The 21,711-nt window shown below is 69.8% G+C and carries 20 protein-coding genes, 1 tRNA gene and 2 pseudogenes; 12 read left to right on the forward strand and 11 right to left on the reverse strand.

Annotated features, from left to right (window positions below; genetic code table 11):
* Both ACFT9I_RS19230 and ACFT9I_RS19235 read right to left on the reverse strand, forming a co-directional pair.
* Positions 1–813: a thioesterase II family protein gene (locus ACFT9I_RS19230; RefSeq protein ID WP_382565692.1), complete on the reverse strand. Its 813-nt coding sequence runs from the start codon at positions 811–813 to the stop codon at positions 1–3.
* On the reverse strand, positions 810–1,964 hold the full coding sequence (locus ACFT9I_RS19235) for a phosphopantetheine-binding protein (protein WP_382565693.1): 1,155 nt from the start codon (positions 1,962–1,964) through the stop codon (positions 810–812). Before ACFT9I_RS19235 ends, ACFT9I_RS19230 begins: the two co-directional genes overlap by 4 nt.
* 780 nt (positions 1,965–2,744) lie before the next feature.
* Between ACFT9I_RS19235 and ACFT9I_RS19240 the strand changes: the two genes are divergently transcribed.
* The 5 genes and pseudogenes from ACFT9I_RS19240 to ACFT9I_RS19260 all read left to right on the forward strand — a co-directional run bounded on the left by ACFT9I_RS19240 (position 2,745) and on the right by ACFT9I_RS19260 (position 7,341).
* Positions 2,745–3,842 (forward strand): thioester reductase domain-containing protein, encoded by a 1,098-nt coding sequence (locus tag ACFT9I_RS19240; RefSeq protein WP_382565694.1) that lies wholly within the window; start codon positions 2,745–2,747, stop codon positions 3,840–3,842.
* A complete protein-coding gene (locus tag ACFT9I_RS19245) occupies positions 3,839–4,999 on the forward strand; it encodes an acyltransferase domain-containing protein (RefSeq protein WP_382565695.1) in 1,161 nt (386 codons plus the stop codon). Before ACFT9I_RS19240 ends, ACFT9I_RS19245 begins: the two co-directional genes overlap by 4 nt.
* Positions 4,996–6,018 (forward strand): 3-oxoacyl-ACP synthase III family protein, encoded by a 1,023-nt coding sequence (locus tag ACFT9I_RS19250; protein WP_382565697.1) that lies wholly within the window; start codon positions 4,996–4,998, stop codon positions 6,016–6,018. The genes ACFT9I_RS19245 and ACFT9I_RS19250 overlap by 4 nt, the downstream gene beginning before the upstream one ends.
* Positions 6,015–6,510 (forward strand): annotated as a pseudogene (locus tag ACFT9I_RS19255) (SDR family oxidoreductase). The gene ACFT9I_RS19250 and the pseudogene ACFT9I_RS19255 overlap by 4 nt, the downstream one beginning before the upstream one ends.
* Before the next feature lie 657 nt (positions 6,511–7,167).
* Positions 7,168–7,341: a hypothetical protein gene (locus tag ACFT9I_RS19260; protein ID WP_382565699.1), complete on the forward strand. Its 174-nt coding sequence runs from the start codon at positions 7,168–7,170 to the stop codon at positions 7,339–7,341.
* Here the strand turns inward: ACFT9I_RS19260 and ACFT9I_RS19265 are convergent.
* Positions 7,322–7,858 carry a hypothetical protein gene (locus ACFT9I_RS19265; protein WP_382565700.1) on the reverse strand — a complete coding sequence of 179 codons (537 nt, stop codon included), beginning with the start codon at positions 7,856–7,858 and terminating at the stop codon, positions 7,322–7,324. The genes ACFT9I_RS19260 and ACFT9I_RS19265 overlap by 20 nt on opposite strands.
* Positions 7,859–7,963: 105 nt before the next feature.
* Here ACFT9I_RS19265 and ACFT9I_RS19270 point away from each other — a divergent pair, with 105 nt between their 5' ends.
* The gene (locus ACFT9I_RS19270; protein WP_382565702.1) at positions 7,964–8,164 is read left to right on the forward strand and encodes a hypothetical protein; all 201 of its coding nucleotides are present in this window, start codon (positions 7,964–7,966) and stop codon (positions 8,162–8,164) included.
* A gap of 32 nt (positions 8,165–8,196) precedes the next feature.
* Here the strand turns inward: ACFT9I_RS19270 and ACFT9I_RS19275 are convergent, their stop codons facing one another.
* On the reverse strand, positions 8,197–9,288 hold the full coding sequence (locus ACFT9I_RS19275; protein WP_382565704.1) for a serine hydrolase domain-containing protein: 1,092 nt from the start codon (positions 9,286–9,288) through the stop codon (positions 8,197–8,199).
* Positions 9,289–9,492: 204 nt separating this feature from the next.
* On the opposite strand from ACFT9I_RS19275, the gene ACFT9I_RS19280 reads away from it, so the two are divergent.
* Positions 9,493–10,155: a TetR/AcrR family transcriptional regulator gene (locus ACFT9I_RS19280; protein ID WP_382565706.1), complete on the forward strand. Its 663-nt coding sequence runs from the start codon at positions 9,493–9,495 to the stop codon at positions 10,153–10,155.
* A gap of 413 nt (positions 10,156–10,568) precedes the next feature.
* Here the strand turns inward: ACFT9I_RS19280 and ACFT9I_RS19285 are convergent, their stop codons facing one another.
* Positions 10,569–11,135, reverse strand: a complete 567-nt coding sequence (locus tag ACFT9I_RS19285) for a TetR/AcrR family transcriptional regulator (RefSeq protein ID WP_382565708.1) — start codon at positions 11,133–11,135, stop codon at positions 10,569–10,571.
* A 146-nt stretch (positions 11,136–11,281) separates the two neighbouring features.
* Between ACFT9I_RS19285 and ACFT9I_RS19290 the strand changes: the two genes are divergently transcribed.
* Entirely contained in the window at positions 11,282–12,751 is a 1,470-nt protein-coding gene (locus ACFT9I_RS19290) for an MFS transporter (protein ID WP_382565710.1), read from the forward strand.
* 245 nt (positions 12,752–12,996) lie between these two features.
* On the opposite strand, the gene ACFT9I_RS19295 is transcribed toward ACFT9I_RS19290, so the two are convergent.
* Entirely contained in the window at positions 12,997–13,293 is a 297-nt protein-coding gene (locus ACFT9I_RS19295) for a winged helix-turn-helix transcriptional regulator (protein ID WP_382565809.1), read from the reverse strand.
* Between the two features lie 139 nt (positions 13,294–13,432).
* Between ACFT9I_RS19295 and ACFT9I_RS19300 the strand changes: the two genes are divergently transcribed.
* Together ACFT9I_RS19300 and ACFT9I_RS19305 are read left to right on the forward strand one after the other, a co-directional pair.
* Complete coding sequence (locus ACFT9I_RS19300; RefSeq protein ID WP_382565711.1) at positions 13,433–14,023, forward strand: carboxymuconolactone decarboxylase family protein; 591 nt, start codon at positions 13,433–13,435, stop codon at positions 14,021–14,023.
* On the forward strand, positions 14,020–15,468 hold the full coding sequence (locus ACFT9I_RS19305; protein ID WP_382565713.1) for an MFS transporter: 1,449 nt from the start codon (positions 14,020–14,022) through the stop codon (positions 15,466–15,468). Before ACFT9I_RS19300 ends, ACFT9I_RS19305 begins: the two co-directional genes overlap by 4 nt.
* Positions 15,469–15,726: 258 nt before the next feature.
* On the opposite strand, the pseudogene ACFT9I_RS19310 reads toward ACFT9I_RS19305, so the two are convergent.
* Both ACFT9I_RS19310 and ACFT9I_RS19315 read right to left on the reverse strand, forming a co-directional pair.
* A pseudogene (locus tag ACFT9I_RS19310) lies at positions 15,727–16,497 on the reverse strand (MerR family transcriptional regulator).
* A 1,034-nt stretch (positions 16,498–17,531) separates the two neighbouring features.
* On the reverse strand, positions 17,532–18,629 hold the full coding sequence (locus ACFT9I_RS19315) for a glutamate--cysteine ligase (RefSeq protein WP_382565811.1): 1,098 nt from the start codon (positions 18,627–18,629) through the stop codon (positions 17,532–17,534).
* Between the two features lie 503 nt (positions 18,630–19,132).
* Here ACFT9I_RS19315 and ACFT9I_RS19320 point away from each other — a divergent pair.
* On the forward strand, positions 19,133–19,261 hold the full coding sequence (locus ACFT9I_RS19320) for a hypothetical protein (RefSeq protein ID WP_382565715.1): 129 nt from the start codon (positions 19,133–19,135) through the stop codon (positions 19,259–19,261).
* 1 nt (position 19,262) lies between these two features.
* The gene (locus ACFT9I_RS19325) at positions 19,263–19,436 is read left to right on the forward strand and encodes a hypothetical protein (protein WP_382565718.1); all 174 of its coding nucleotides are present in this window, start codon (positions 19,263–19,265) and stop codon (positions 19,434–19,436) included.
* A gap of 139 nt (positions 19,437–19,575) precedes the next feature.
* Here the strand turns inward: ACFT9I_RS19325 and ACFT9I_RS19330 are convergent, their stop codons facing one another.
* From ACFT9I_RS19330 to ACFT9I_RS19340, 3 genes are all read right to left on the reverse strand, one after another.
* A complete protein-coding gene (locus ACFT9I_RS19330; RefSeq protein ID WP_382565720.1) occupies positions 19,576–19,797 on the reverse strand; it encodes a hypothetical protein in 222 nt (73 codons plus the stop codon).
* A 425-nt stretch (positions 19,798–20,222) separates the two neighbouring features.
* Positions 20,223–20,338 (reverse strand) — tRNA-OTHER (locus ACFT9I_RS19335).
* 102 nt (positions 20,339–20,440) lie between these two features.
* Positions 20,441–21,448 (reverse strand): TerC family protein, encoded by a 1,008-nt coding sequence (locus ACFT9I_RS19340; RefSeq protein ID WP_382565722.1) that lies wholly within the window; start codon positions 21,446–21,448, stop codon positions 20,441–20,443.
* Between the last annotated feature and the right edge of the window lie 263 nt (positions 21,449–21,711).

Consider the following 21,711-nt stretch of genomic DNA (forward strand, 5'->3'; position numbering starts at 1 on the left):
TCACTCCTGAAGCCCCGCGTCAATCAGCTCAGCGAGCAGCTCGCCCACCAGCGCACCCGCGTGCTGAAGCAGGTAGTGCGGAGCGTCCAGCATGTGCACCGAGAAGCCGGCGGTCGTCTCCGCGGCCCAGGCCCTGAGTGCTTGCTCCGAGACGAACCGATCCTGCCGTCCGCCGAGGACCGCGAGGGGGGTCGTGAGCGGCGGTCCGGGCGAGTACCGCAGCCGCTCGACCACGCGGTAGTCCGCACGCATCACTCGTTCGAGCATCGTCATGAGATCCGGGTCGGCAAGCACTTGGGGCGCCATCCCGCCATAACCCACCACCCGGGCCAGCAACTCCTCCCGGGGCAGCTTGTGCAGCGGATCGGTGACGCGCCGCACCGAGGGCCCCTCCGCGGACGAGACGACCACCAGGGCCGGCTTCGGGCCACCCGAGCGCTGCAGCCGACGGGCGCATTCATACGCCAGCACACTGCCGGAACAGTGGCCGAGCAGCACGAACGGCCGGTCGAGCAGAGGGAGCATCGCGGCAAGCGTCGCGTCAACCGCCTGCCGGGGTTCGTCCAGCAGCGGCTCCCGCAAACGGTTCTCGCGTCCGGGGAACCGGACGGTGCACAGCTCCACTCCGGCGGGGAGCAGGTCCGCCCAGGCGTTGAACGCCGCACCGCCGGCGCCGACGTGTGGAAAGCACACCAGCCGCAGCGACGGATCGGGGATCGCCCGCGGTCGTGCGAACCAGCGGCGCACCGTACTCGAACCGACCGAGGCAGCGTCGGACGCGGCCCGTCCGACTGATGACGGAACGGAGTTCACGATGCGCACTCCTTCCGCAGCGCCTCAGCGAGACCGGGGTCACGCAGCGCACCCGACGGCGACTCCAGCTCGTTGTCCAACGGGGACACCACCGAAGAGGCCAATCCGGCGCCCCACGCCTCGCCGGCCACCGCCAGGCCCGCGCGGTCCACGGCCAGCAGCGCCGGTCCGTCGAAGCCGTCGAAGCCGTCGAGCCGATGCTCTGCGACGGCGGACGTGAGCTTGACCCAGGTCGCTTGCCGGTGAACCAGATCCTCGGGTGAATCGACGTCCTCGAACCAGCCGGCCGCGTGCGCCTGCAGGAGCAGATCGCTCGCGTCAGCACTGTCCCCCAGCCCGAACCGGGCACCGAGCACCGCGACCCGCCGGCGCAACAAGGCGGCGGTGTCCGGCACCGCGACTCCCGGCATCGCGGGCGACAGCAGCGCGAGCAGTTCGACCTGCCTCCCTGCCCCCCGGAGCGCCCGGGCCACCTCGTAGGCGAACACCGCACCGAGGCCGAACCCCGCTATCGACACCGCCCCGCCCGACTGCTCCGTGCGCAGCGCCTCGGCGAGGACGCGCGAGGAGCGGACGATGCCCGTGCTGTCCGTCACCGAACCGTCGAGGCCAGGCAGGCCAAGGCTGCGGACCGGACGTCCGAGTCTCCAACGAAGCAGCGCCGCTTGCTCGGCCACGCGGTGGCTGTCCGAGTGGACCACGAACAGCGGGCTTCGAGATTCCTCATTGCCGGTCCGCGCGGCCACGGCGCTGTCTTGTCCGGCAGACGCAGACGCAGACGCAGACGCAGACGCAGACGCAGACGCAGGCGCAGGCGCAGGGCCCGGCCGCGCCATGTCTGTCGCCGCGCTCACCAGGGCATGCAGCCGTTCCGGAGCGCGGTCGGCGGATCGCAAGGTGACCGACTCCGCCAGCCGCGCCGGCGTCGGGTGACGAAGCGCCTGCGACGCTCGCAGCTCCAGCCCGCGCTTGCGCGCCTGAAGCACGATCTCGAGGACGGACAGTGAGTCGCCGCCGAGTTCGAAGAAGTCGTCGTCGGGGTCGGCGGGGCGGCCGAAATGCTCCCGCCACAGCGCGCACAGCATGGACTCGATGACGTGTGTAGGCATGCGCTTCGGCAACTCGCCGACTGCACTGGTCACTTCGATCATTCTCCCGCCGTCGGTCAGCCGCGCAGCCTCACCGCTTGCCCCGTCAGGCCCGCGACACCCACGGCGTACGGCGGAGCACCGGACGGCAAATCTTGCTTCCACGCCGCTGCGCGGGCCAGGCATCGGGGCGGCAAATTGTGCGCGTCGAGTTGCCGATCGGGCGGTGTTCCCCCACGAATGCGCAGGTCACGGGCTCCTCGTGTCGGTCCTCAACAGATCGACACGAGGGAGAGCGTCACAGGCGTTCAACACGCTCAACATGGCGGCAGGCAGAACGCCTGTCTTCTGTGCGCTCCAGCATGTGTGATGGAGATGTTTCCAGTACTGCTCCACCAGCCGCCAGGGAGCGCGGGGGCAGACGATGTGTGGCGCGAGCGTCACGCCACACCACTGGCAGGCCGCACCGCACGGCCACCACAGGCAGACACCGACTGCGCCCGGACGAGGGCGCGTCCGGGTACGCCCTCGCACGCCCTGAACGGTCCGGGCGGAGCAGCCCTCCTGCCTGACGGGTGGTGCGGATGGGTTGTCTGCCGCTCTGGCAGGCCCGTCGGCAGGAAAGGCGGGGGACCAACGCCCCGCCTGCCGTTCATGACCGAGAACCTGCCGGACCGGCGGTCTTTCCCCCGCCGACCGACTGCCTCAACGCCGGAACATCCACGAGAGCTGATTGATATGAAAGCCTCAACGGAACCTGCCTCAACGGAACCTGCCTCAAAGGAAGTTCTGCCGGAACTGATTGCGGATACCGCTCTCCCGACGGACATCGACGCTGCCGGATTGCCGGACGTCGACCCCGGCCCGCCACGCTCCGTGCTGCTCACCGGTGCCACCGGATATCTCGGCGGCTCTCTTCTCGCCGACCTTCTGGTGCGCACTCCGGCGCATGTCCACTGCCTGGTACGGCAGCGGCCGGGGCGTGACGCACATGCGGAGCTGGCCGCGACCGTGACCGCACTGGGTGTGGACCGCGCGCAGCTCGGGCGGATCCACATCGTGGACGGCTCGCTGGCCAGACCCCGCTTGGGGATGGACCCGGCCACCTACGAGCGACTCGCCCAAGAGGTGGACGCGGTCTACCACTGCGGCGCCTGGGTGAACCTCGTTGTGGACTACTCCTATCTGCGGGGCAGCAATGTCGGCGGGACGGTCGAGGTACTGCGCTTCGCCACCCACGTACGCCGGATCCCGGTCCACCACGTCTCCACACTCACGGTACTGACGAACGCCTTCCGCACCGGCGACAGCGCGGTCGGCGAGGACCGGCAGCTTCCCCCTCCCGTGAGCGTGGGCTACTGCCAGAGCAAGTGGGTGGCCGAGCACCTGGTGGCCCGCGCCGCGCAACGCGGAACGCCGGTGACGGTGCACCGCCCCGCGGTCGTCCTTCCGGACAGCCGCACCGGCCGTTCCGCCCCCGCAGACTGGTTCCTGCTGCTGACCGCAGCCAGCATCCGGGTCGGGTGCAGCCCCGACTACGCCTTCCAACTGCCGGTGGGCACAGTGGACTACACCAGCCGCTGCATCGTGGACCTGTCCCTGGATCCGGCGGCGGCGGGGCACGCCTTCCATGTCGTGGACCCGCAACCGATGCCGCTGGGCGAGTACTTCCGACGGGTCGCGGCCTGCGGGCAGCCGCTCCCCGCGGTGCCCTACGAGCACTGGCTCAAGTCCGTGCGGCACGTCGGACAGGACCTGCCCGTGGGCACGCTCCAACTCGCGGAGAACCTGCCTCACATCCTGCCCGGCAGCCAGGGAACGGCCCACGCGGCCACCGACAACCTCGTCCGCCTGCTCGGCAGCCGCCTTCGGCCGCCGACGCTCGACCAGGACTACTTTCGCCTTCTGCTCGCCCAACTGCCCTCAGGGGACCGGGTATGACGACCACCGCGTACCTCTTCCCCGGCCAGGGCGTCCAGCGTCCCGGAATGGGAGAGGGACTGTTCCAGCGCTTCCCCGACCTGGTCGCCGAGGCCGACGCCCTGCTGGGCTACTCGGTCGAACGATTGTGTCTGGATCCCGCGGGCGACCGGCTCACCCAGACCCTCTACTCCCAGCCCGCGGTCTACCTGGTCAATGCCCTCGGGTACCGCGCCAGGCTGGCCGACGGCACCCCTGCGCCCGATGTCGTCCTGGGCCACAGCCTGGGCGAGTACAACGCGCTGGAAGCGGCCGGAGTGGTCGACTTCACCGTCGGCATGGCCCTGGTGCAGGCCCGGGCGCGGGCCACCGCCGATGTCGCCGGAGCGATGCTCGCCGTCCTCGGCCTCACCCGCACCCGCATCAGCGGTGTTCTGGAGCAGGCGAACCTGTCCGGCGTCGAGACCGTCAACCTGAACAGCGACCTGCAGACCGTCCTGGCCGGCCCCACCGGCGAGATCGCCGCCGCCCGCCCGCTGCTGCGCGCCGCCGGCGCCAAGCTGGCGGTACGGCTCAATGTCAGCGGCCCGTTCCACTCCCGCCTCATGACCCCGTGCGTGCCCGCGTTCGCGGCCGCGGTGCCGTACGCGCTCCTGCGTCCCCCGCGGATTCCGGTGATCGCCAACACCACGGCCAGGCCGCACACCGTGGGACGGACAGGTCAGCTGCTGGTCCAGCACCTGACCCGTCCGGTGCGCTGGCAGGAAAGCGTCGAATGGCTGCTGGACACCTACCACCGCGTCGACTTCGTCGAGGTCGGCAACGCCGACATCCTGCTCACCCTCGTCCGCCACATCGAGCGCGACCGCAACTGCCGCCTCACCGAGCTCACCGAAGGACCCGCCATGCCCCGCCTCACCCTGGACGACCTGTCCGCGTTCCTGAACGAATCCACCGACGACGACATCCTCGTACACCTCACCGAGGCCGACCTGGACACCGCGTTCGCCGGCCTGGGTGTCGACTCGCTGTCGATCGTCGAGCTCTCCTCGCGCCTGGGGACGGCCTTCGGCATGCCGGAACCCGACGACGTCCTGGAAGACCTGCGCACCCCCCGCCGGTCCCTGGACTTCGTCAACCGACGCCCCTTCGACGGGTTCGCCAAGAAGGCGTCATGACCGGTCCCCCCACCCGGCGCGGCGTCATCCGACGTCCCGCGCTGGGCCGCCCCGCCCGGATGACCGGTGTCGGCGCCTACCGCCCCGCCCACACCGAGACCAGCGACGATCTCGGCCGACGCCTGGGTCTGGAGCCGGGCTGGATCCGGTCGCGTACAGGCATCGAGCGGCGCGGGCGCGCACAAGAGCACGAGACCCTGATGTGGATGGCGACCGAGGCCTCCCGCAAAGCCCTCGCCCAGGCCGGACTGGACCCGGCCGAGCTGGACTGCGTGGTGTTCTCCAGCTTCACCGACACCCGACAGGTGCCCGGGCTGGCACCGGCCGTCGGCCGCGAACTGGGCGCCCTCAGCGCCGGTGCCATCGACCTCAACGCCACGTGTGCGGGCTCCACTTACGGCCTGCTCATGGCGGCCGGCCAGATCGCCCTGGGCAACGCCGACCACGTGCTGGTCGTCGCCTCCGAACGCCTGAGCGACATCGTGGACCCCAACGACCGCAACACCGCTGCCGTCTTCGCCGACGGCGCCGGAGCCATGATCGTCAGCGCCGGGGACGCCCCCGGCTTCGGCCGCGTCGCCTGGGGCAGCGACGGCACCGCGGAGGACCTGCTCATCCTCCAACCGCGATGGTCCCGCACCCCCGGCCACGACCCCGCCACCCGCCCCGGACTGCGAATGGACGGCCCCGGGCTCGCCCGCTGGTTCGGCAGCCACATGGCGCCCATCGCCGGACAGGCCCTCGAAAAGGCCGGTACGACCTGGGACGACATCGACGCGTTTATCCCGCACCAGGGCAACCTGCGCCTCACCCGACGCATCCTCGCCGAACTACGGCCCCCGCCCCACGTCGCCGTCGCCGAGGCGATCATCACCGACGGGAACACCGGCTCGGCCTCCATCCCCCTGGCCATCGAGCACCTGCTCTCCACCGGCCGGGCCCCCTCGGGCGGCCTCGCCCTGCTCCTCGGCTACGGCGTGGGCATCACCTGGGCCGCCCAAGTCGTCCGACTGCCTTGAGCGTCGCCCTGGTCACCGGTGGCCCCCACGGCACAGGCCTCGCCACCGCCACCACCCTCCAGGACACCGGACACACCGTCGCGATCACCCACCGCGGCGGGGAGCCTTCGCCCGAGCACGACGGCGTGCCCTGCGGCATCACCGACCCCCGACCCCGCGCGGATCGACGAGGCGTTCAGCAAGGTCGAGGCGGCCCTGGGCACCGTACGGGTCCTGGTGGCCAACGCCGGGTTGACCGGCCTGGCCCGCTCCGTGGCCCGCCAGTTCGCCCCCCGCCGTGACCGTGAACGTCGTGGCACCCGGCCCGGTCGAGACGCCGATGCTCACCGACCTCACCGGTGCCCAGCGTGACGCACTCCTGCGGGCCCCCTGGGACGTCACGCCACCGCCGAGGAGGTCGCCGCCACGGTCGCCTTCCTGGCCGGTCCGGGCGCCGCCGCCATTACCGGCGCCGTGATCGCCGTCGACGGCGGACACGGCATGGGGAACTGACGCCCCCACCACGAACGGGCACTGACACCCCCAACCGGGGTTGTCACGACCCGATCCATCGCCTTCAACACCGCGCGGATTGCCCAACTGGAGGGCGCCCAGGTGGTCCTCACCGGCTACGGCCGGATGAGCCGGGTCGAGAGGGCAGCCGCCGCCCTCCCCACGGTGCCGCCTGTGGGCGGAACTCGATGTGTGCGACCCGCCACGTGGCCACGCTCGCGACCGGCTTGCCCCGCACCTGACCGGCATCGACGGAGTGCTGCACGCGATCACCCACGCTCCACCGGCGGCGCTCGGCGGCGACAACCTGCACACGTCCTGGCCGGAAGTGGCGCAGGCGCCGCCGCAGGGGCAGAGGTGGCCCGACGAGAGAACCGGGGCCCGCGGATACACGTGAAGCCCAACTCGCTCCGCACCGGGGCGGAACCTCAGGAACAGCCCCTTCACATCCCAAGGAGGGCGAGCCACATGACCGCTGCCGCCGGATCACAGACGGCCGGGCGGTTCCATGGCGCCAATCTCATGAGACAACACATCTAGCTCTGGAGCCGCGGCCTGTGCCGCCCGTACGGGCGGCGGACGACCAGTTTGGAGTGTGCAGTCGAGGGCTGCCACCCTCAGAGCGCCGAGGCAGCCCGCCGCCGAGAAGTGGACGCCATGCTGCTCCGCATCTCAGGCATTCTGGCCGACACGGTTGAGCCGCTGCTGCGCGTAGAGGAACAGACGGTTGACGTACTGGCGGAAAAGTTCGGGGTTCGCGCAGCACACTCACCGCTGGGGGCCGTCTGGGGCCCGACCATTCTCGGTCGCATCAAGGGGCAGGGCTGCTGATGACTTCCGTCAACTCCTCAGCGGCCTCTGGGGCCAGACGGTAGAACCCCTGAAGGCTGACCGAGTTCTCGAGGCGGCCATCCACCACGTACTTCAGGCCGCGGGTCTGACCTCGGCGGTTTCGCCAGGTAAGCCTCGCGAGCAGTTCACCGGGGATGGTCACATCGAACCGTACGGGCGTCGCGTCCACATGCACCGCCTCGGCGCCGCAGCCGCCGGCGCCGAGCATCGACCAGTCGCCGTGCCCGGGATACGCAGGGTCCTCCCAGGTTGCGGGGGCCGTGCCGCAGCAGTCGCGTCGCTCCACGTCGATCACTCGCATCCGACTCACCACGAACACCTCGCGCTGGTTGACGTGCAGCGCGTACACCCCGTCCCCAGCACGTGCACCTGTCCACGCCGGCAGGGAGGAGTGAGCGCCGCTGAAGGCGACCGGTGGTCGCTCGCCGACCCGGCCCGCCCTGCGCAGCGCGCGGCAGGTGTCATGGGTCCACAAGACGGTGAAGGCATCAGACATGCCGCGATCCTATGAACGGGGACTGACAAGCCCCTCGGCAGACAGCGCTCACGGAGCCTTCCGCGGAACTGGCATCGCTCTGGACTTGAAACGCACGCGCCGTTTGTGGTGTGCGAGTTCGTCGAGCTGCCCGGCACGATCGCGGCCGTGCGCGCCACCATGGACGAGGACAGGACCGCCGAACTCGACCGGGAGATCGAGGTGCTCGGCCCCTGCAGCCTCCGCGCCTCCACCCCGGTCGACGGCGGCCTGCGTCCGCTGTGCGACCCGGGTGCGGGCGGTCTCGACGAGGACGGAGAGAAATGAGGGCGGCCAACGGGTTCAGCAGGTGGGCCCGGTCAGCCGTACATCGCCACGCGGTGCAGAGTTGCAAGCGCGTCGTCGACGGGGTGGGGCTGCGGCCTGCCGGAGGAGTCGAGCCTGTTCCACCTCTGCAGGTTCACCGCGAGGGACATCTGCCGCTTGCCGTCGGCACGGGTCATGGCCAGCGCTCCACCACCCCAGACCGTGCCGCCATGGCCCCAGAAGATGCCCTGACCGGGACCCGCCATCGGGTGCAGGCCGAGGCCGTAGTCGATCGTCTTTCCCTCTTGGGAGATGACCGGGACGGTGCGTCGCATCTGCGCCAGCGACGACGGACTGACGATCTCTCCGGCCAGCAGCAGGCCGAAGAAGCGGTTGAGGTCCGCGACGGTCGATATCAGCGAGGCTGACGGCCCCACCCATGACATGTCGAAGACGCTGTAGTCGCGCGGTGGGTCGATCATGCCGAACCACGCCTCGTAGAGCTGCGAGTGGGGTCCGTCGACGTACGGTCCGGCGGGGAGTTCGGTGTCCCGCAGCCCGGCGCGCTCGATGACGTTCCGGGTGATGCACCGCTCGGCCGTGGTGCCGGTCACCTGTTCCAGAAGTTCGCCGAGGAGCAGGTAGTTGGTGTTGGAGTACACCCCCGGAGCACCGCCCGGAGTGCCGACGGCGGGTGCGGTGACCCCCATCTCGATCAGTTCGGCGGGGTCGAACCGCGTGAGCCGGTGGTCGTCCAGGCTCTGGGGCCCTGTGGCCGCCAGGGCGGGGAACGCTCTGAGGGAGGGGTAGGCGTACGGGAGATACTCGGCGAGGCCGCTGGTGTGGTTGATCAGCATCCGGACCGTGATCGCGGCACCGCGTTCTCCGGGAACCAGCTTCGGAAGGTACCGGCCGATCGGTGTGTCGAGACCGATCTGACCGCTCTCGACCTGCTGCAGAACCGCGGCAGCGGTGAAGGTCTTGGTGATGCTGCCGACCCGGTGCCGCATGTCGGCGGTGACGGGGCGGCCGGTGACGACATCGGCGACCCCGGCGGCGCCGCGCCAGACCTGGTCGCCGTCTCGTACCTCGGCGAACAGGCCCGGCATCCCGGCGCGGTGGACGTTCTCAACGGCGGCGTTCATTGCCGCGCAATCCAGTGAGCTCTGCACGTCATAAGTCCTTTCGTCTTCCGTCTTCCCCGGGTGGGCTCCGCAACGGTCGCTGACCCGGGCAACAGGGCACGAGCGGCGTGACGAGGGGTCCGGCACGCCCATGTCCTCATTATGCACGCGGTGCGTGCAACACCAAGTGCATAGGTTAGGCTGAGATCCGGCGAGAGGAGCGAGATGGCAGGCCGAAGGCGTTGGGCAACCGAAGAGATCCTGGACACGGCGGCGGAACTGCTGCGCACGAGCGACGCGGATTCGTTCAGCGTGCGCAAGCTGGCCGCGGTCCTCGGGACCGATTCCTCCAGCCTCTACCGGCACTTCCGCAGCAAGACCGAGCTGCTGCGCGCGGTCGCCGACCGGATCCTCCTGGCCGCGATGGACGGCTACCGCCCCGAGGGCGACTGGAAGCAGCGCATCACATCCCTGGCCCTGCGCGTGAGAGAGGCCTTCGGTCAGCAGCCCCAACTTGCCGCGGTCTGGGGACGCTACGCGTCCAGCGGCACCGGTTCCCGGATGGTCATGGAAGAGGTGCTGCAGGCCCTGCGCGCGTCGGGGCTGCCCGACGAGGAGATCCCGGCGCGCTACCACCGGATCGCGGTCCTCATCGCCGCGTTGATCGCCTCCGAGGCCGGAGTCAGCACCGTCACCCCCGGCGAGTACGAGCAGGGTATGGAGCTGTTCCGCGTGGCGGTTCTGGGTGCCGACCCCGAACGCTTCCCGACCCTGGCCCACTTCGCCCGCGACGTCCGTCCCCTCGGGGTGGATCGCCGCGCGGCGTTCGAAGAGATCCTCGCCGCCCAACTCGCCCACATCGAGGCCGCAATCCAGCGAGACGCGTAGCGGCCACCATGCCCTGACCGGCCGGCAGCGAGCCCGTACCCCCGGCGAGGTACGGGCTCGACTCTTGTGTACGGGTCCCCTGAGCCGGCCTGACAGCGGTGATGGCCAGGGCGGCCGGGGCGCTGACGAAATACACGACGATCGCGCCGGCGGCCGGGCGAGCGACCTCGCGGCAGTCCCGCCCGCGCGCGGGCGCGGCGCGGTGGACCCATGGCCGTAGGGGTCCTTGACGATCGTGACGGTGATCTGCACCGGTAGCCTCCTGCCGGAATCCGGCTCACCATCCGGCGGGGACTGCCCCCAGGCCGGCCGAAGGCAGCAGCGAGTCCCCGGGGCTGGACATGAGGACGGCCCCGGCATGGACGGCCCCGGCACGGACGGCCGCGGCGGGCAGGCGCGCGCCGGCCCGGAGGTCACAGCATTCGGTCGACCAGCCCGTCGACGTAGTCCGGGGTGATCCCCATGCCGAACAAGACGCGGATGTACATCGGGGCCAGGATGTGGTCCAGCACGTCGAATGCGTCGGGTGCGTGTTCGCCACGTTCGCGGGCGCGATCGAGCATGGACTGCAGTTGCCGGGTGCGTTCGGTGCGGAGGTCGTCACGCGCCTGCAGGCCCGCCTGCTGACCGTTGCTCGACAGGGCGACGGCCAGGCGCACCACCGCCAGACCGTCGGGTCCGGTGATCTCGCGGGCCACGTTGGCCGCGTAAGTGCGCAGGTCGCCGGCCAGGCTCCCGGTGTCGGGCATCGGCGACTGCGCGTTGAGGCGGGTGAGCGCCACGTCGGTGAGCAGGGTTTCCAGGCTGCCCCACCGGCGGTAGATGCTGCTGTCGGCCACGCCCGCGCGGGCTGCGACCTCGCCGACGGTGAAGTTGCCGTAGCCGCGCTCGCTGATCAGGTCGGTGACGGCCTGGTGCACCTCCGCGCCGACGCGGGCACTGCGCCCGCCGGGCCGCCGGGCTCGCTGTCGCTCGTTCATGCCCCCACCTTAACGCAGTCGTGACTTGCGTTTGTGAGCCGACCCTCTTTACAGTCGCCTAACGCAGCCACTGACTGCTTTAAAACTCCCGGAGGCTGACCACGTCGGCCGCGGAGAGGCGCAATCAACGATTGTGAGGAATCCCCATGGCTGCATCGCCTGCGGCAGTAGGCAGTCGATCGAACCGGGCCGTGCTGCTCACGGTGACCTGCCTGGGCCAATTCATGGTCCTGCTCGACAACACGATTGTTGGAGCGGCGCTGCCCGATATGCAGCACCGGCTGCACACTCAACTGACCGGTCTGCAATGGATCGTCGACGCGTACGTACTGCTGGTCGCCATGCTGCTGCTGTCCGGCGGTGTCTTCGCCGACCGGTTCGGCCGCAAGCGGGTGTACCTGATCGGCGTGGCGGTGTTCACCACCGCGTCGGTGCTGTGCAGCCTCGCGCCCTCCGTCGGCTGGCTGGTCGCCGGCCGGGTGCTGCAGGGCATCGGGGCCGCGGCGCTGAGCCCTGCCTCGCTCGCCCTGCTCGCCGCCGCCTATCCCGTGCCGCAGGAACGAATCAAGGCGATCGGGCTGTGGGCCGGATTCAGCGGAATCGGTCTGGCCGCGGGCCCCGTGGCCGGCGGCGTGCTGACAGATGCCTTCGGCTGGCCCGCCATCTTCCTGGTCAATCTGCCCATCGGCGTGGTCCTTCTGCTGGTCGGTCTGCGCAGCCTTGAAGAGGCCCGCAATCCGAGCGCCCCCGCGATCGATGTCCCGGGAACGGTGCTGTCCGTTCTGGGGGTGGGGGCGCTGGCCTACGGGCTGATCGAGGGTGGTGCCCGCGGGTGGACGTCGCCGGTGATCCTGGGCAGCTTCGCCGCCGCGGTGATCCTCCTCGCCGCATTCGTCGCCGTCGAAGCGCGTCGTTCCGCTCCGATGCTGCCGCTGGGGCTGTTCCGGCAGCGGCTGTTCACCGTGTCCAACACCGCCATGGTCGTGGTGGGATTCGCGCTCATGGGTTCGTCGTTCTTCTTCTCCCAGTTCTTCGTGTACGTCCAGGGCAGCTCGATCCTGCGTGCCGGCCTGCAGACCCTGCCGGCATCCGTCGCCATGGTGATCGTCAGCCCGTACGCGGGCCGGCTCGCCGCCCGGTACGGCTTCCGAATCGTTGTTACCGCCGGCCTGGCCCTGGCCGGCCTGGGACTGCTGGCGCTCGGCATGGTGCACGCCGACACCGGCTACGGGAACGTGTGGTGGCGGCTCGGAGTCATCGGCATCGGCTTCGCCCTGACGATGTCCCCACTCACGGGAGCCGCCATCCAAGCGGTCGGCCCGCAGGAAGGCGGCCTCGCGTCAGGCATCAGCAGCACCACCCGGCAGATCGGCGCGGTGCTCGGCGTGGCGGTACTCGGAGCCGTCGTCCGCACCCGGCAATCCGGCGGCGCCTCCTTCGAGACCGGCCTCAACAGCGCCTTCCTTGCTGCCGGCGCCGTCACTTTGGCCACCGCGGTGTTCACCGGCCTGTGGCTGGCGAGGTCCAAGCCCGCGGAAGGCTCCGGGGCGCCGCGACGTTCCACCGATCCAGGTGCGGTCATCACCTCGAACGAGGCATCCGCGAACAGCCGTTGACGGCGACACCGAGCTTGGCCGGGAGGCGTCCCGCCGGATCCGGGCAGGACGCGGGCACGTCTCCCTGGGTCGCCTCGCGCTACCGGGCCCGACCGGGCGCATCCGCCGCTTCGGCGAGAACTCCACCCCAGAACTCGGCGATGAACCGGCCTCCTACGACCCGCGCCCGGCTTCCGCGCTGCGGCACGGCGGAACCCGGGGCCCAGGCCATCCGCGCCCGGAAACGATCGAAGGGCCCGCGACCTTCATCCCTCCGCGGGATTCTGATCGTTCTCCTCTTGCGCCCGCGCCCAGGTGATCGCCCATTCGTCGAGCGGTTGGAGGGCGTAACCGAGTGCTGTCCCAAGCCGGGTGAGCTCGTAGCCATCGGCTGAGGGGGCGATGATCCCGCTCGACGTGAGTTCGCGAAGCCGCTGGTAGAGGACGCTGGATGACAGACCTGCGCACCGTGCCAGCAGCGCACGCGCACCGAGCGGACCCGCACGCAGCTCCCAGAGAATTCGCAGCGCCCACCGACGGCCGAAGAGATCCATCGCGGCCATGATCGGACGGCCGGTGGTCGATCCACGAACCGGGGCTCCTGGGCGCGGTGTCGACATGACCCTCCTTGTGTTTCGTTATTCGAAACACTAGCATCCGTCCCGTGTTTCTGATTTAGAAACAACCTCAACGGGAGCGCCGATGTCGCGAATAGCCCTGCTGGAACCGCCGTACACCGACCAGGCCGGCGCGCTGCTCGCGCGCATGATGCCGGGGGGCGTGCCGCCGATCGGGCTGTTCCGGATGTTCGCCAGAAACCTCCCGATGGCCGGCGCCATGCACGGATGGGGACGCTATGAGCTGGGCCGACAACTGACCCTGACCATGAGGGAACGCGAGATCGCCATCGCCCGGACATGCGTGCTGTGCGGCTGCGAGTACGAGTGGGGCGTGCACATGATGCTGTTCGCCGAACGGGTCGGGCTCTCCCGCGAGCAGGCGGCATCCCTGGTGCACGGCGGCCCCGCTGACGAGTGCTGGACGTCCGAGCGGGAACGGCTGCTCGTCCTCGCCGCCGACGCGCTGCACGAGCGTTCCGACATCGATGACGCGCTGTGGACTCGGCTCGTGTCGGTCTTCGACGAGCTCCAACTGCTCGATCTACTTCTGCTGTGCGGGTGGTACCACGCCGTCAGCTTCGCCGCGCGCGCCACGCGCTTGCCGCACGAGCCCGGCGCGCCTCGCTTCGCCGACTTCCTTTTCGACCACGTCACGACCGGGACCGACCGATGAGCACGACCCCGGAGCACTCCGAGGCGCGGCTGCTGGTCCCCTCCCTGATGTTCATCGCCCTGGTCGTGGCGGCGGTCGCCAGCCTCGGGACGCCGCTCATCACCAGCGTGGCGACCACGTTCGACGTCTCACTCGACAGCGCGCAGTGGACGCTGACCATCGCGCTGCTGAGCGGCGCCGTCGCTACGCCCGTCCTCGGCCGGCTCGGAGCCGGCCCACTCCGACGAGCCACGATTCTCGTCACGCTGGCGGTCGTCGTCGTCGGCAGTGCGCTCACCGTGCTGCCGCTGCCGTTCGCGTGGCTGCTAGTCGGTAGAGCGGCCCAAGGCGTCGGGCTCGGTCTGACGGCGCTGATGATGGGCGTGGCCCGTGACCATCTTCCCGAGGGGCGCGGCGCGGCCACGATCGCCCTGATCTCGGTGGTCTCGATCATCGGGGCCGGCGTCGGTTACCCGCTCGCCGGGCTGTTGGCCGAGTTCGGCGGGGTACGGGCCGCCTACGGCCTCGGTCTGTTCGTCACCGCTGTCGCTTTCCTGGCCGCGTGGCGCTCCATCCCCGTAGCTCCCGAGGGCCGCTCCGCTCACGTGGACGTAGTGGGCGCGCTCGTCCTGGCGGGTGGACTGTTCCTCGTCCTGTTCCTCGCAAGCGAGACGAGTCTATGGAGCCATCACCTCGCCGTGGCGGTGGTACTCGCCATCGTTGCCGTGCTCCTGCTCTACGTCTGGACCGTCTACGAGCTGCGCAGCAAGACGCCCCTGGTCGATGTCCGGGCGGTGCGGCACCCGGCGGTGGCCGGGGCGAATATCGCCATGTTCGTCGGCGGGATCGGTATGTACCTCCTGCTCACGCTCATCACCCGGTACGCGCAGACGCCGCACAGCGCCGGCTACGGCTTCGGGCTGACCACCTTCGTCGCCGGGCTGGTCCTTGTCCCCTTCTCTGTGCTGGGGTTCGTCGCCGGCAAGCTCACGCCTCGGGTTCGCGAACGGGTCGACGCCCCCTTCCTCTTGGCCGGCAGCGCCGTCGTCGTCGGTGGCGGGTTCGTCCTCTTCGCGGCGGCCCGGTCGAACCTGGCCGAACTGTTCGTAGCAATTGGCGTGCTGGGCTTCGGTGTCGGCAGCTTCTCGGCCGCCATGCCCGGCGTCATCCTGGCCGTCACCCCCAAGAGCGAGACGTCGAGTGCCATGAGCTTCAACTATGTCGTCCGTAGCGTCGGTTACTCCCTGGGCAGCGCCATAGGCGGCCTGGTCCTGGCCGCCGGCACGGACACCGGGCATCTCTTCCCGACCGACGGCGCCTACACCACGGCAGCGCTGGTGGGCATTGCCGCGATGGCGATCACGGCTATGGCCGGCCTCGCTCTCGCCCGCCAACGCTCGCCCGAGACCGACCCGACCGCAGCGCCGACCGGCCCGCCGAGCCAGGGCGGCCGGTCGATTCGATGACCGGCTCGCCGGAAGGGCGGCGGCCCGAACTTCGAGTTCGGCGGCGTGGACGATTCGAGCAGGTCGCGGTGGTGGTGGAAGCTGCGGTCTGCTCCGGCTTGCCGGGCGACGGCCGAGACGCTGATCGGGAGGCGGCCGGCCGGCCGGCCGGCACGCGCGCCCGCGCCGAAGAGCAGGCAAAGTCCAACTGACGCCCCCAAACCGGATAGTCACGGTCCGCCATCCTTGCGGCAGATGTGTCCGGGGCTGCGCGGCGTGCTATCGGCTCAGCTGCGAGCGCAGAGCGGTGATGAACCAACTGAAGACCGGCGCGAGGGTAGGCGGTACCGGCCAGCCCATCGCCGCAGGTCGGTGTTGTCGGTGCGTCCGAAAGTCTTGGCATAGAGACCGGTGAGGGAATCGACAACGGGCACCGCCCGGTCGGACGTCGGCTGGATTCCTGTTGCGAGAGCTTCGCCGACCTGTTCACGGACCGCTGTGGTCAGATCATGGTGCAGGCCGGTCGTGTCGCCCTGCGCCCGCTCCGCTGCCTGGTGTTCGGCCATCCCTGCGGACTGCGGCCCGGAAGCCCGTGTCCTGGCAGAGCTCTCCGAGTTCGACCCATGCCTCGACCTGTTCGGGGGACGGATCGTCGGGGAGTTGGGGCATGGCCGAACGCATCATGGCCACGAACTCCGGATTGGCGTCAAGGTCGCCGAAGGTGTCATCGATGAAGTCGTTGACCAGCCGCTGTCGTTCGCCGTCGGAGAGCTTGGCGAGTTTGTGCATGAGATCCAACTCCTCAGGTGTGGGGCCACGCTTGGCTACCGCTCTCAGCACGGATCGCCGCAGACGGAGCGTACGAATCTGCACGTCCAGGGCATCGGCATGCGCCGAAGCCACCTCGTCGATGTCGTAGAGCCGGTAGCCGGCCGGGCTTCGGTCGGTCGGCGGCACGATTCCCGCGTCGGAGTAGAACCGAATGGTCTTCACCGTCAACCCGGTTCGCCGGGCAAGGTCACCGATCGCGTACAGCGCGTTGCCGTTCATATGCTCCACCTTGCTGTCTCCCCCTACTGGAGACACAAGCGCTCAAGCCCTCCGGCTGACCGAACCGGGCCTTCGGGCCCGGTCGCAGGCGCGGGTCAGTTCGTTCAGGGTGGCGGGGCCGACGAGGGTTCGATCCGGCTGAACGGGTCGTGACCGCCAGCAAGCAGTGGACCGACAACGGCGCCGTCCACGAGACCCACTCGCCCAAAAGGCGGGCAGCCAAGGCCACGTGGGCGGTGCCCATCCCTCCGGCGCTCGTCCGCATGCCGCGTGAACACATACGACAGTTCGGCGTTGCACCGGATGGGCGGATCCTCCGCAACGCTGCGGGAAAGTACATCGATGCCTCTGCGTACGGCACCCAACTGCTCTGGATCACACCGAAGCTGATGGCGGCGGCCAACGAGCGGGTACCGGGCGCGAACGTCCGAGCCCCGCACACCCTGCCGCCCGCACCCGCGGTGGCCGGCCCCGGCACGGCCGCTGGCGGTGGCCGGAAGCGGCGGGGGAGTGGCGTTCGTCGCGCTGTCGGTGTCGGACGAGGTGCTGGTGCTGGATCTCGTGCGGGGCCGTGTCGCGGGGCGGGCAAGAGTCGGGTGGGCGCCGCGGGGAGTGGTGGTTGCGGGTACGCCGTATGTGCTGGTTTCCTGCGCCGGTTCGGACGCGGTGTCGGTCGTGGACGGTGAGGCCGGGCGGTAAGTGGCCCGGCTGGTCGTGGGCCGAGAGCCGGGTGCACTGACAGTTTCCGGCGACGGCAGGGTCGCCTTCATCTGTGAACGGGGCGCGGGCTCGGTCGCCGTACTTGACCTGACGGGGCTGTGGGAGGGACGCCCGGAGCCGGTGCGGGTGGTGTCGAGGACCGGCCTGGGTCTGCACGCGCAGCCGCACGGCCTGGTTGAGCGCGATGGTCAGCTGCTGGTCGCGTGCCGGCCCGAGCGGCGTGACGGTGATCCGCACCGACCCTCTCCGGCCGGGATCCGGCTGACCACGCGGGGGATTTGCCACCGGTCCGGCCGCAGCTCGCAGCCAGTCGCTCACCTCTCCCCAAGGGTGCGTCGGGCGCACGCGGTGACCATGGTGCGCAGATCACCCGTGCGGGCCATGAGTTCGCGCTGGATCCGTGCTCCGCTGCCGGTCTCCAGGAGCGTGGCCAGCGCTTCCTGCGCGGCCAGGGTGTCGTTGCTGTCCTCCAGAGCGTTCCGGACGTGTTCGAACAGGGCGCGCAGGACGGCCTCGGCGGGCGCGGGCTCCATGGTGAGGGGGTGAATCAGCTGGTCCTCCAGCCCCGACCGTGCGGAGCGCCAGGAGGCGAGCCGGAGCAGTTCCACCCGGTGCCGGGGCGGCGGTTCGCCCGCTTTCCACTGCCGGGAGGCGGTCTCCACCAGGGCGCGGACCAAGGTGGCCAGGAGCACAGTGGTGGAGGAGTCCAGGCAGACGTCGGCGACCCGGACCTCGACGGTGGGAAAGGAGTGGGAGAGCCGCGCGTCGAAGTAGATCATCCCCTCGTCCAGCAGGGCCCCGGTGCCGATCATCTCGCGTACCTGCTGGTGGTAGCGGTCGGCCGAGCCGAAGGGTTCGACCGGTCCCGCCGACGGCCACCTTCCCCACACCCGACTGCGGTAGCTGCTGTATTTGCTGTCCTGGCCCTGCCAGAAGGGCGAGTTCGAGCTGAGCGCGAGCAGTACGGCCAGCCAGGGGCGGATCCGGTCGAGGACCGCCACACCCTCCTCGTCGGACTCGACCGACACATGAACGTGGCAGCCGCAGGTGAGCTGCTCCTGGGTGGTCAGTCCGAAGTGCTCTGCCAGCCAGCGGTGCCTTTCGCCGAAGCCGATGGAAGGGCTGACGGGGAGCGGTGAGGTGGCGAGTGCGGCGACCGTCGCGCCCAGCCGTTCGGCGTGCCGGGCGGCCTCGGCCCGGCAGCGGTCGATCTCCTCCGCCAATTCGCCCATGTCGGTCTGGGGCCGGGTGGCGAACTCCAGCTGCTGGCGGTGCAGTTCCGCCTCGAACACCTCCTCCTCGCCGCCGGCCTCACGTGAGGCGGCCGCCAGCACAGCCGTCGCCAGCGCGCGTGGCTCACCACTCTCCCCGTCCACCAGGAGAAGCTCCTCCTCCACACCCACACTCCGCACCATCACTGCCCTTCCGCCACCGATCGCTGAGAGCCCCGGAGCGAGGAGATGCCCGCGCACGGCGAGGAGAAGCTGCCGGGGCTCACAACCCGAAGATCACTCTGGTCCTGCGGGTGCCCCACGCCCGCGCGTTGAAGCGCGATTCACCCCGCCGACGCCCGGCCCGGTTCACCGGTGGGCGCCCGCCGCGCGGGCGCGGTCACGGGCGCGGCGGACCCCCGGTTTCGGGCAGCAGCGGTTTGGCCTGCTGATTCGATGTTCAGAGACTGGTACTGACACCAGGCGCCGCACCGGCGGCCGCCGCGGTGAAGGACGGCACGGCATGAGCGCCGGGAACGAGGTGATGGCCACCCGGAGCGAGCAGAGTCCGGTCGACGGTGGCGACCGCTGCGTTGGGGCGTTGGAACCGGGTAGGCGTTTGCGCAGAAGGGGATAACGCGATCGGCGGTCGGCCCCTTCACGCTTGGCGGGTGCGGCACGCCTGAAGGGAGTGTCCGGTGGAAATGGCAGAAGGCCGTGGTGCGTGGATCCCGGAGGGGACGGCCGGAGTCGTGGTCGTCCTGCTCATCTTTGGCTTCATCCTCGGCATGTTCGCCTGGGGAATCTGGAACAAGTACGGCCGGGGGCAATGAGATGACCACTGTCCTGGGAGTGATCCTGATCGGCGTCGGCGTGGGTATCGGCGCAGTGGGCCGGCTGACTGCCCGCACCTACGGACGGAACTCCACCGGCCGCCGGATCGGGATCTGGTTGCTCTGCTTCGCCGCAGGAGTGGGAGTGGCCACAGCCGGCTTCGCCCTCATCTGACCGCTCGCCAAAGGCGGCCTGGTGCCACGCGCCATGTGACCCGACCCCTGGCCGCCGCCGGGCCTCGGTACGGACGGACCGGTGCCCGGCGGAACCGCGTGGCGCCAGCGCGCGAAGGTCGACGTCCTGGCCTCGGTGCTCACCGGGCCGTTGAAACGGCGCCTAGGGGGAGTGCGCCCATGAAGCGGGCGATGTCGACGTAGTAGGCGTAGTCGCCGTCGCGGGTCAGGTCGCGGAGCCGTGCGATACCGGCCGTCAGGTCCTCGTGTGCGCCTCGGACGGCATGGTGGAAGCACTCGGCCAGCTCAAGGGTGGCTTCCATGGAGGCCAGGCCGGCGACGCTGATCTCGGTGCGCAGCACGCTGAGGCGGTCCAGCAGGTTTCCGGTGGTGCCGGCGTCGCGGACGAGGCCGGCGATCTGAGTGGTGAGGTCGGTGGCGCGCAGATCAGGCCGGTCAGCAGCTGCTGGGCGAGTTCGATGTGGTCGTCGGCCCGGGCCGGGTCGGTGAAGGCCGGCACGAAAGCGCGCTGGGCCTGGCGGTGGCGCGTTCGCCCGCGACGCCGTTCCGTTCGGCTTCGGTGCGCGCCGCTTCGTACGAGGCCGCCGCCCTTCCCTGGGCAGGGAGACCACCAGGACCCTCTCAACGGAGCTCGATGCCGCGCCGAGTGCTCCCATCCCCCGGTCACCCCGGCCGAGTTGGCGACTACAGCCGCCACCTGGCTCCTATCTGTCCGCGTGTGACCATGTACACGAGTTGAGTACTGGTCCAAACTCTGCAGGCGGCGCGGTGGCGACCGGATTCGAACCCGTGGACAGACAGGAGCAGGCCCGCCCCTCTCCGTCGGTCGGCGTGAGGGGGCCTCCCCACGCCGATCGCAATGGGCCGCTCTGCCACACCACCGCAACCTGTGGGAAGGCGCGCCGACCCGCTCCGCTGAGCGTAGAGACATCGCCCTCCGCAGACGAACCGTTGTCCGAGACTGGAAGTCCTCCCGCCCTGGGCTCAGCCTTGGGTGTCCGCCTTCTCGGCCGGCTCCTGCTGATCGGCGGTTCCGGGATGCTGCTTGGCCGCCTTCTTCGTCGCCATAACGCTGGTGATCGTTGTGATGGCCAGCACGCCGCCGATGACGGCCAGGGAGACCGGAGTGGAGATCTCCGGCACATGCAGGCTCGTCGTCTCGTGGACACCGTGCAGGACCAGCTTCACGCCGATGAAGCCGAGGATGGCCGACAGCCCGTACGACAGGTGAACCAGCTTCTTCAGCAGCCCGACGATGAGGAAATACAGCTGCCGCAGACCCATCAGCGCGAAGGCGTTCGCCGTGAACACGATGTACGGGTCCTGGGTCAGGCCGAAGATCGCCGGGATCGAGTCCACCGCGAAGAGCAGATCCGTGATGCCGATCGCCACCATGACGATCAGCATCGGCGTGGCAAGCTTCTTGCCGTTCTCGCGAATGATCATCTTCGTGCCGTGCCACTGCCCGGTGGAAGGTACCCGTCGCTGAACGGCCTTGAGAAGACGACCCTCCTCCCAGTCGTCGTCCTCGTCCGCGCGCGCCTCCTGGATGAACTTCCAGGCGGTGTAGATGAGGAAGGCGCCGAAGACGTAGAAGACCCAGGCGAACTGGCTGATCGCGGCGGCGCCCAGGGCGATGAAGACCGCACGCAACACCAGCGCGAGCAGCACACCGATCAACAGCACACGCTGCTGGTAGATCAACGGGACCGAGAACTTCGCCATGATCAGCACGAACACGAACAGATTGTCGACGCTGAGCGACTTCTCGGTGATGTAGCCCGCGAAGAACTCACCGGACGCCTGCCCCTCACCCCAGAGGGCCAGTCCGGCACCGAAGAGCACGGCGAGGGTGAGCCAGACGATCGACCAGACACCCGCCTCCTTCATCGAAACTTCGTGTGGCTTGCGACCGCCGATGAAGAAGTCGGCCGCGATGAGTACCAGCAGCGTGGCGACTGTGAGTACCCACATGGTCGTTGAGGCGTCCAACTCTGTTCCCTCCCTGTGGCACGAACCGCCAACAGTACGGTCTTACCCAAGAGTTGGTAAAGTACGAGTAAAGCGGCGCGCGAGGTTCGCGATCTCCGCACGCACCGACGAGGTCGGGTGTTGTGCTGGGGGCGGGGTCCCGATGTTGAGTCCGTGGCGGGCCTTGCCGTCCCGCCGGCTCGTCATCATCGGCTCCACCAGGGCCCGTCGGGCGGACTCACCGGACACACCCGGGCCGTGACGTTCGACGCGGACACCGGCCG

This window comes from Streptomyces sp. NPDC057137 (assembly GCF_042670825.1).
GTDB lineage: Bacteria > Actinomycetota > Actinomycetes > Streptomycetales > Streptomycetaceae > Streptomyces.

What these genes read in the sequence shown, in the direction of transcription:
- ACFT9I_RS19235 (WP_382565693.1), bottom strand. Translation starts at nt 1,964, where the DNA reads ATGATCGAAGTGACCAGTGCAGTCGGCGAGTTGCCGAAGCGCATGCCT.
- ACFT9I_RS19245 (WP_382565695.1), top strand. Translation starts at nt 3,839, where the DNA reads ATGACGACCACCGCGTACCTCTTCCCCGGCCAGGGCGTCCAGCGTCCC.
- ACFT9I_RS19250 (WP_382565697.1), top strand. Translation starts at nt 4,996, where the DNA reads ATGACCGGTCCCCCCACCCGGCGCGGCGTCATCCGACGTCCCGCGCTG.
- ACFT9I_RS19260 (WP_382565699.1), top strand. Translation starts at nt 7,168, where the DNA reads ATGCTGCTCCGCATCTCAGGCATTCTGGCCGACACGGTTGAGCCGCTG.
- ACFT9I_RS19265 (WP_382565700.1), bottom strand. Translation starts at nt 7,858, where the DNA reads ATGTCTGATGCCTTCACCGTCTTGTGGACCCATGACACCTGCCGCGCG.
- ACFT9I_RS19275 (WP_382565704.1), bottom strand. Translation starts at nt 9,288, where the DNA reads ATGAACGCCGCCGTTGAGAACGTCCACCGCGCCGGGATGCCGGGCCTG.
- ACFT9I_RS19280 (WP_382565706.1), top strand. Translation starts at nt 9,493, where the DNA reads ATGGCAGGCCGAAGGCGTTGGGCAACCGAAGAGATCCTGGACACGGCG.
- ACFT9I_RS19285 (WP_382565708.1), bottom strand. Translation starts at nt 11,135, where the DNA reads ATGAACGAGCGACAGCGAGCCCGGCGGCCCGGCGGGCGCAGTGCCCGC.
- ACFT9I_RS19290 (WP_382565710.1), top strand. Translation starts at nt 11,282, where the DNA reads ATGGCTGCATCGCCTGCGGCAGTAGGCAGTCGATCGAACCGGGCCGTG.
- ACFT9I_RS19295 (WP_382565809.1), bottom strand. Translation starts at nt 13,293, where the DNA reads ATGGCCGCGATGGATCTCTTCGGCCGTCGGTGGGCGCTGCGAATTCTC.
- ACFT9I_RS19300 (WP_382565711.1), top strand. Translation starts at nt 13,433, where the DNA reads ATGTCGCGAATAGCCCTGCTGGAACCGCCGTACACCGACCAGGCCGGC.
- ACFT9I_RS19305 (WP_382565713.1), top strand. Translation starts at nt 14,020, where the DNA reads ATGAGCACGACCCCGGAGCACTCCGAGGCGCGGCTGCTGGTCCCCTCC.
- ACFT9I_RS19320 (WP_382565715.1), top strand. Translation starts at nt 19,133, where the DNA reads ATGGCAGAAGGCCGTGGTGCGTGGATCCCGGAGGGGACGGCCGGAGTC.
- ACFT9I_RS19325 (WP_382565718.1), top strand. Translation starts at nt 19,263, where the DNA reads ATGACCACTGTCCTGGGAGTGATCCTGATCGGCGTCGGCGTGGGTATC.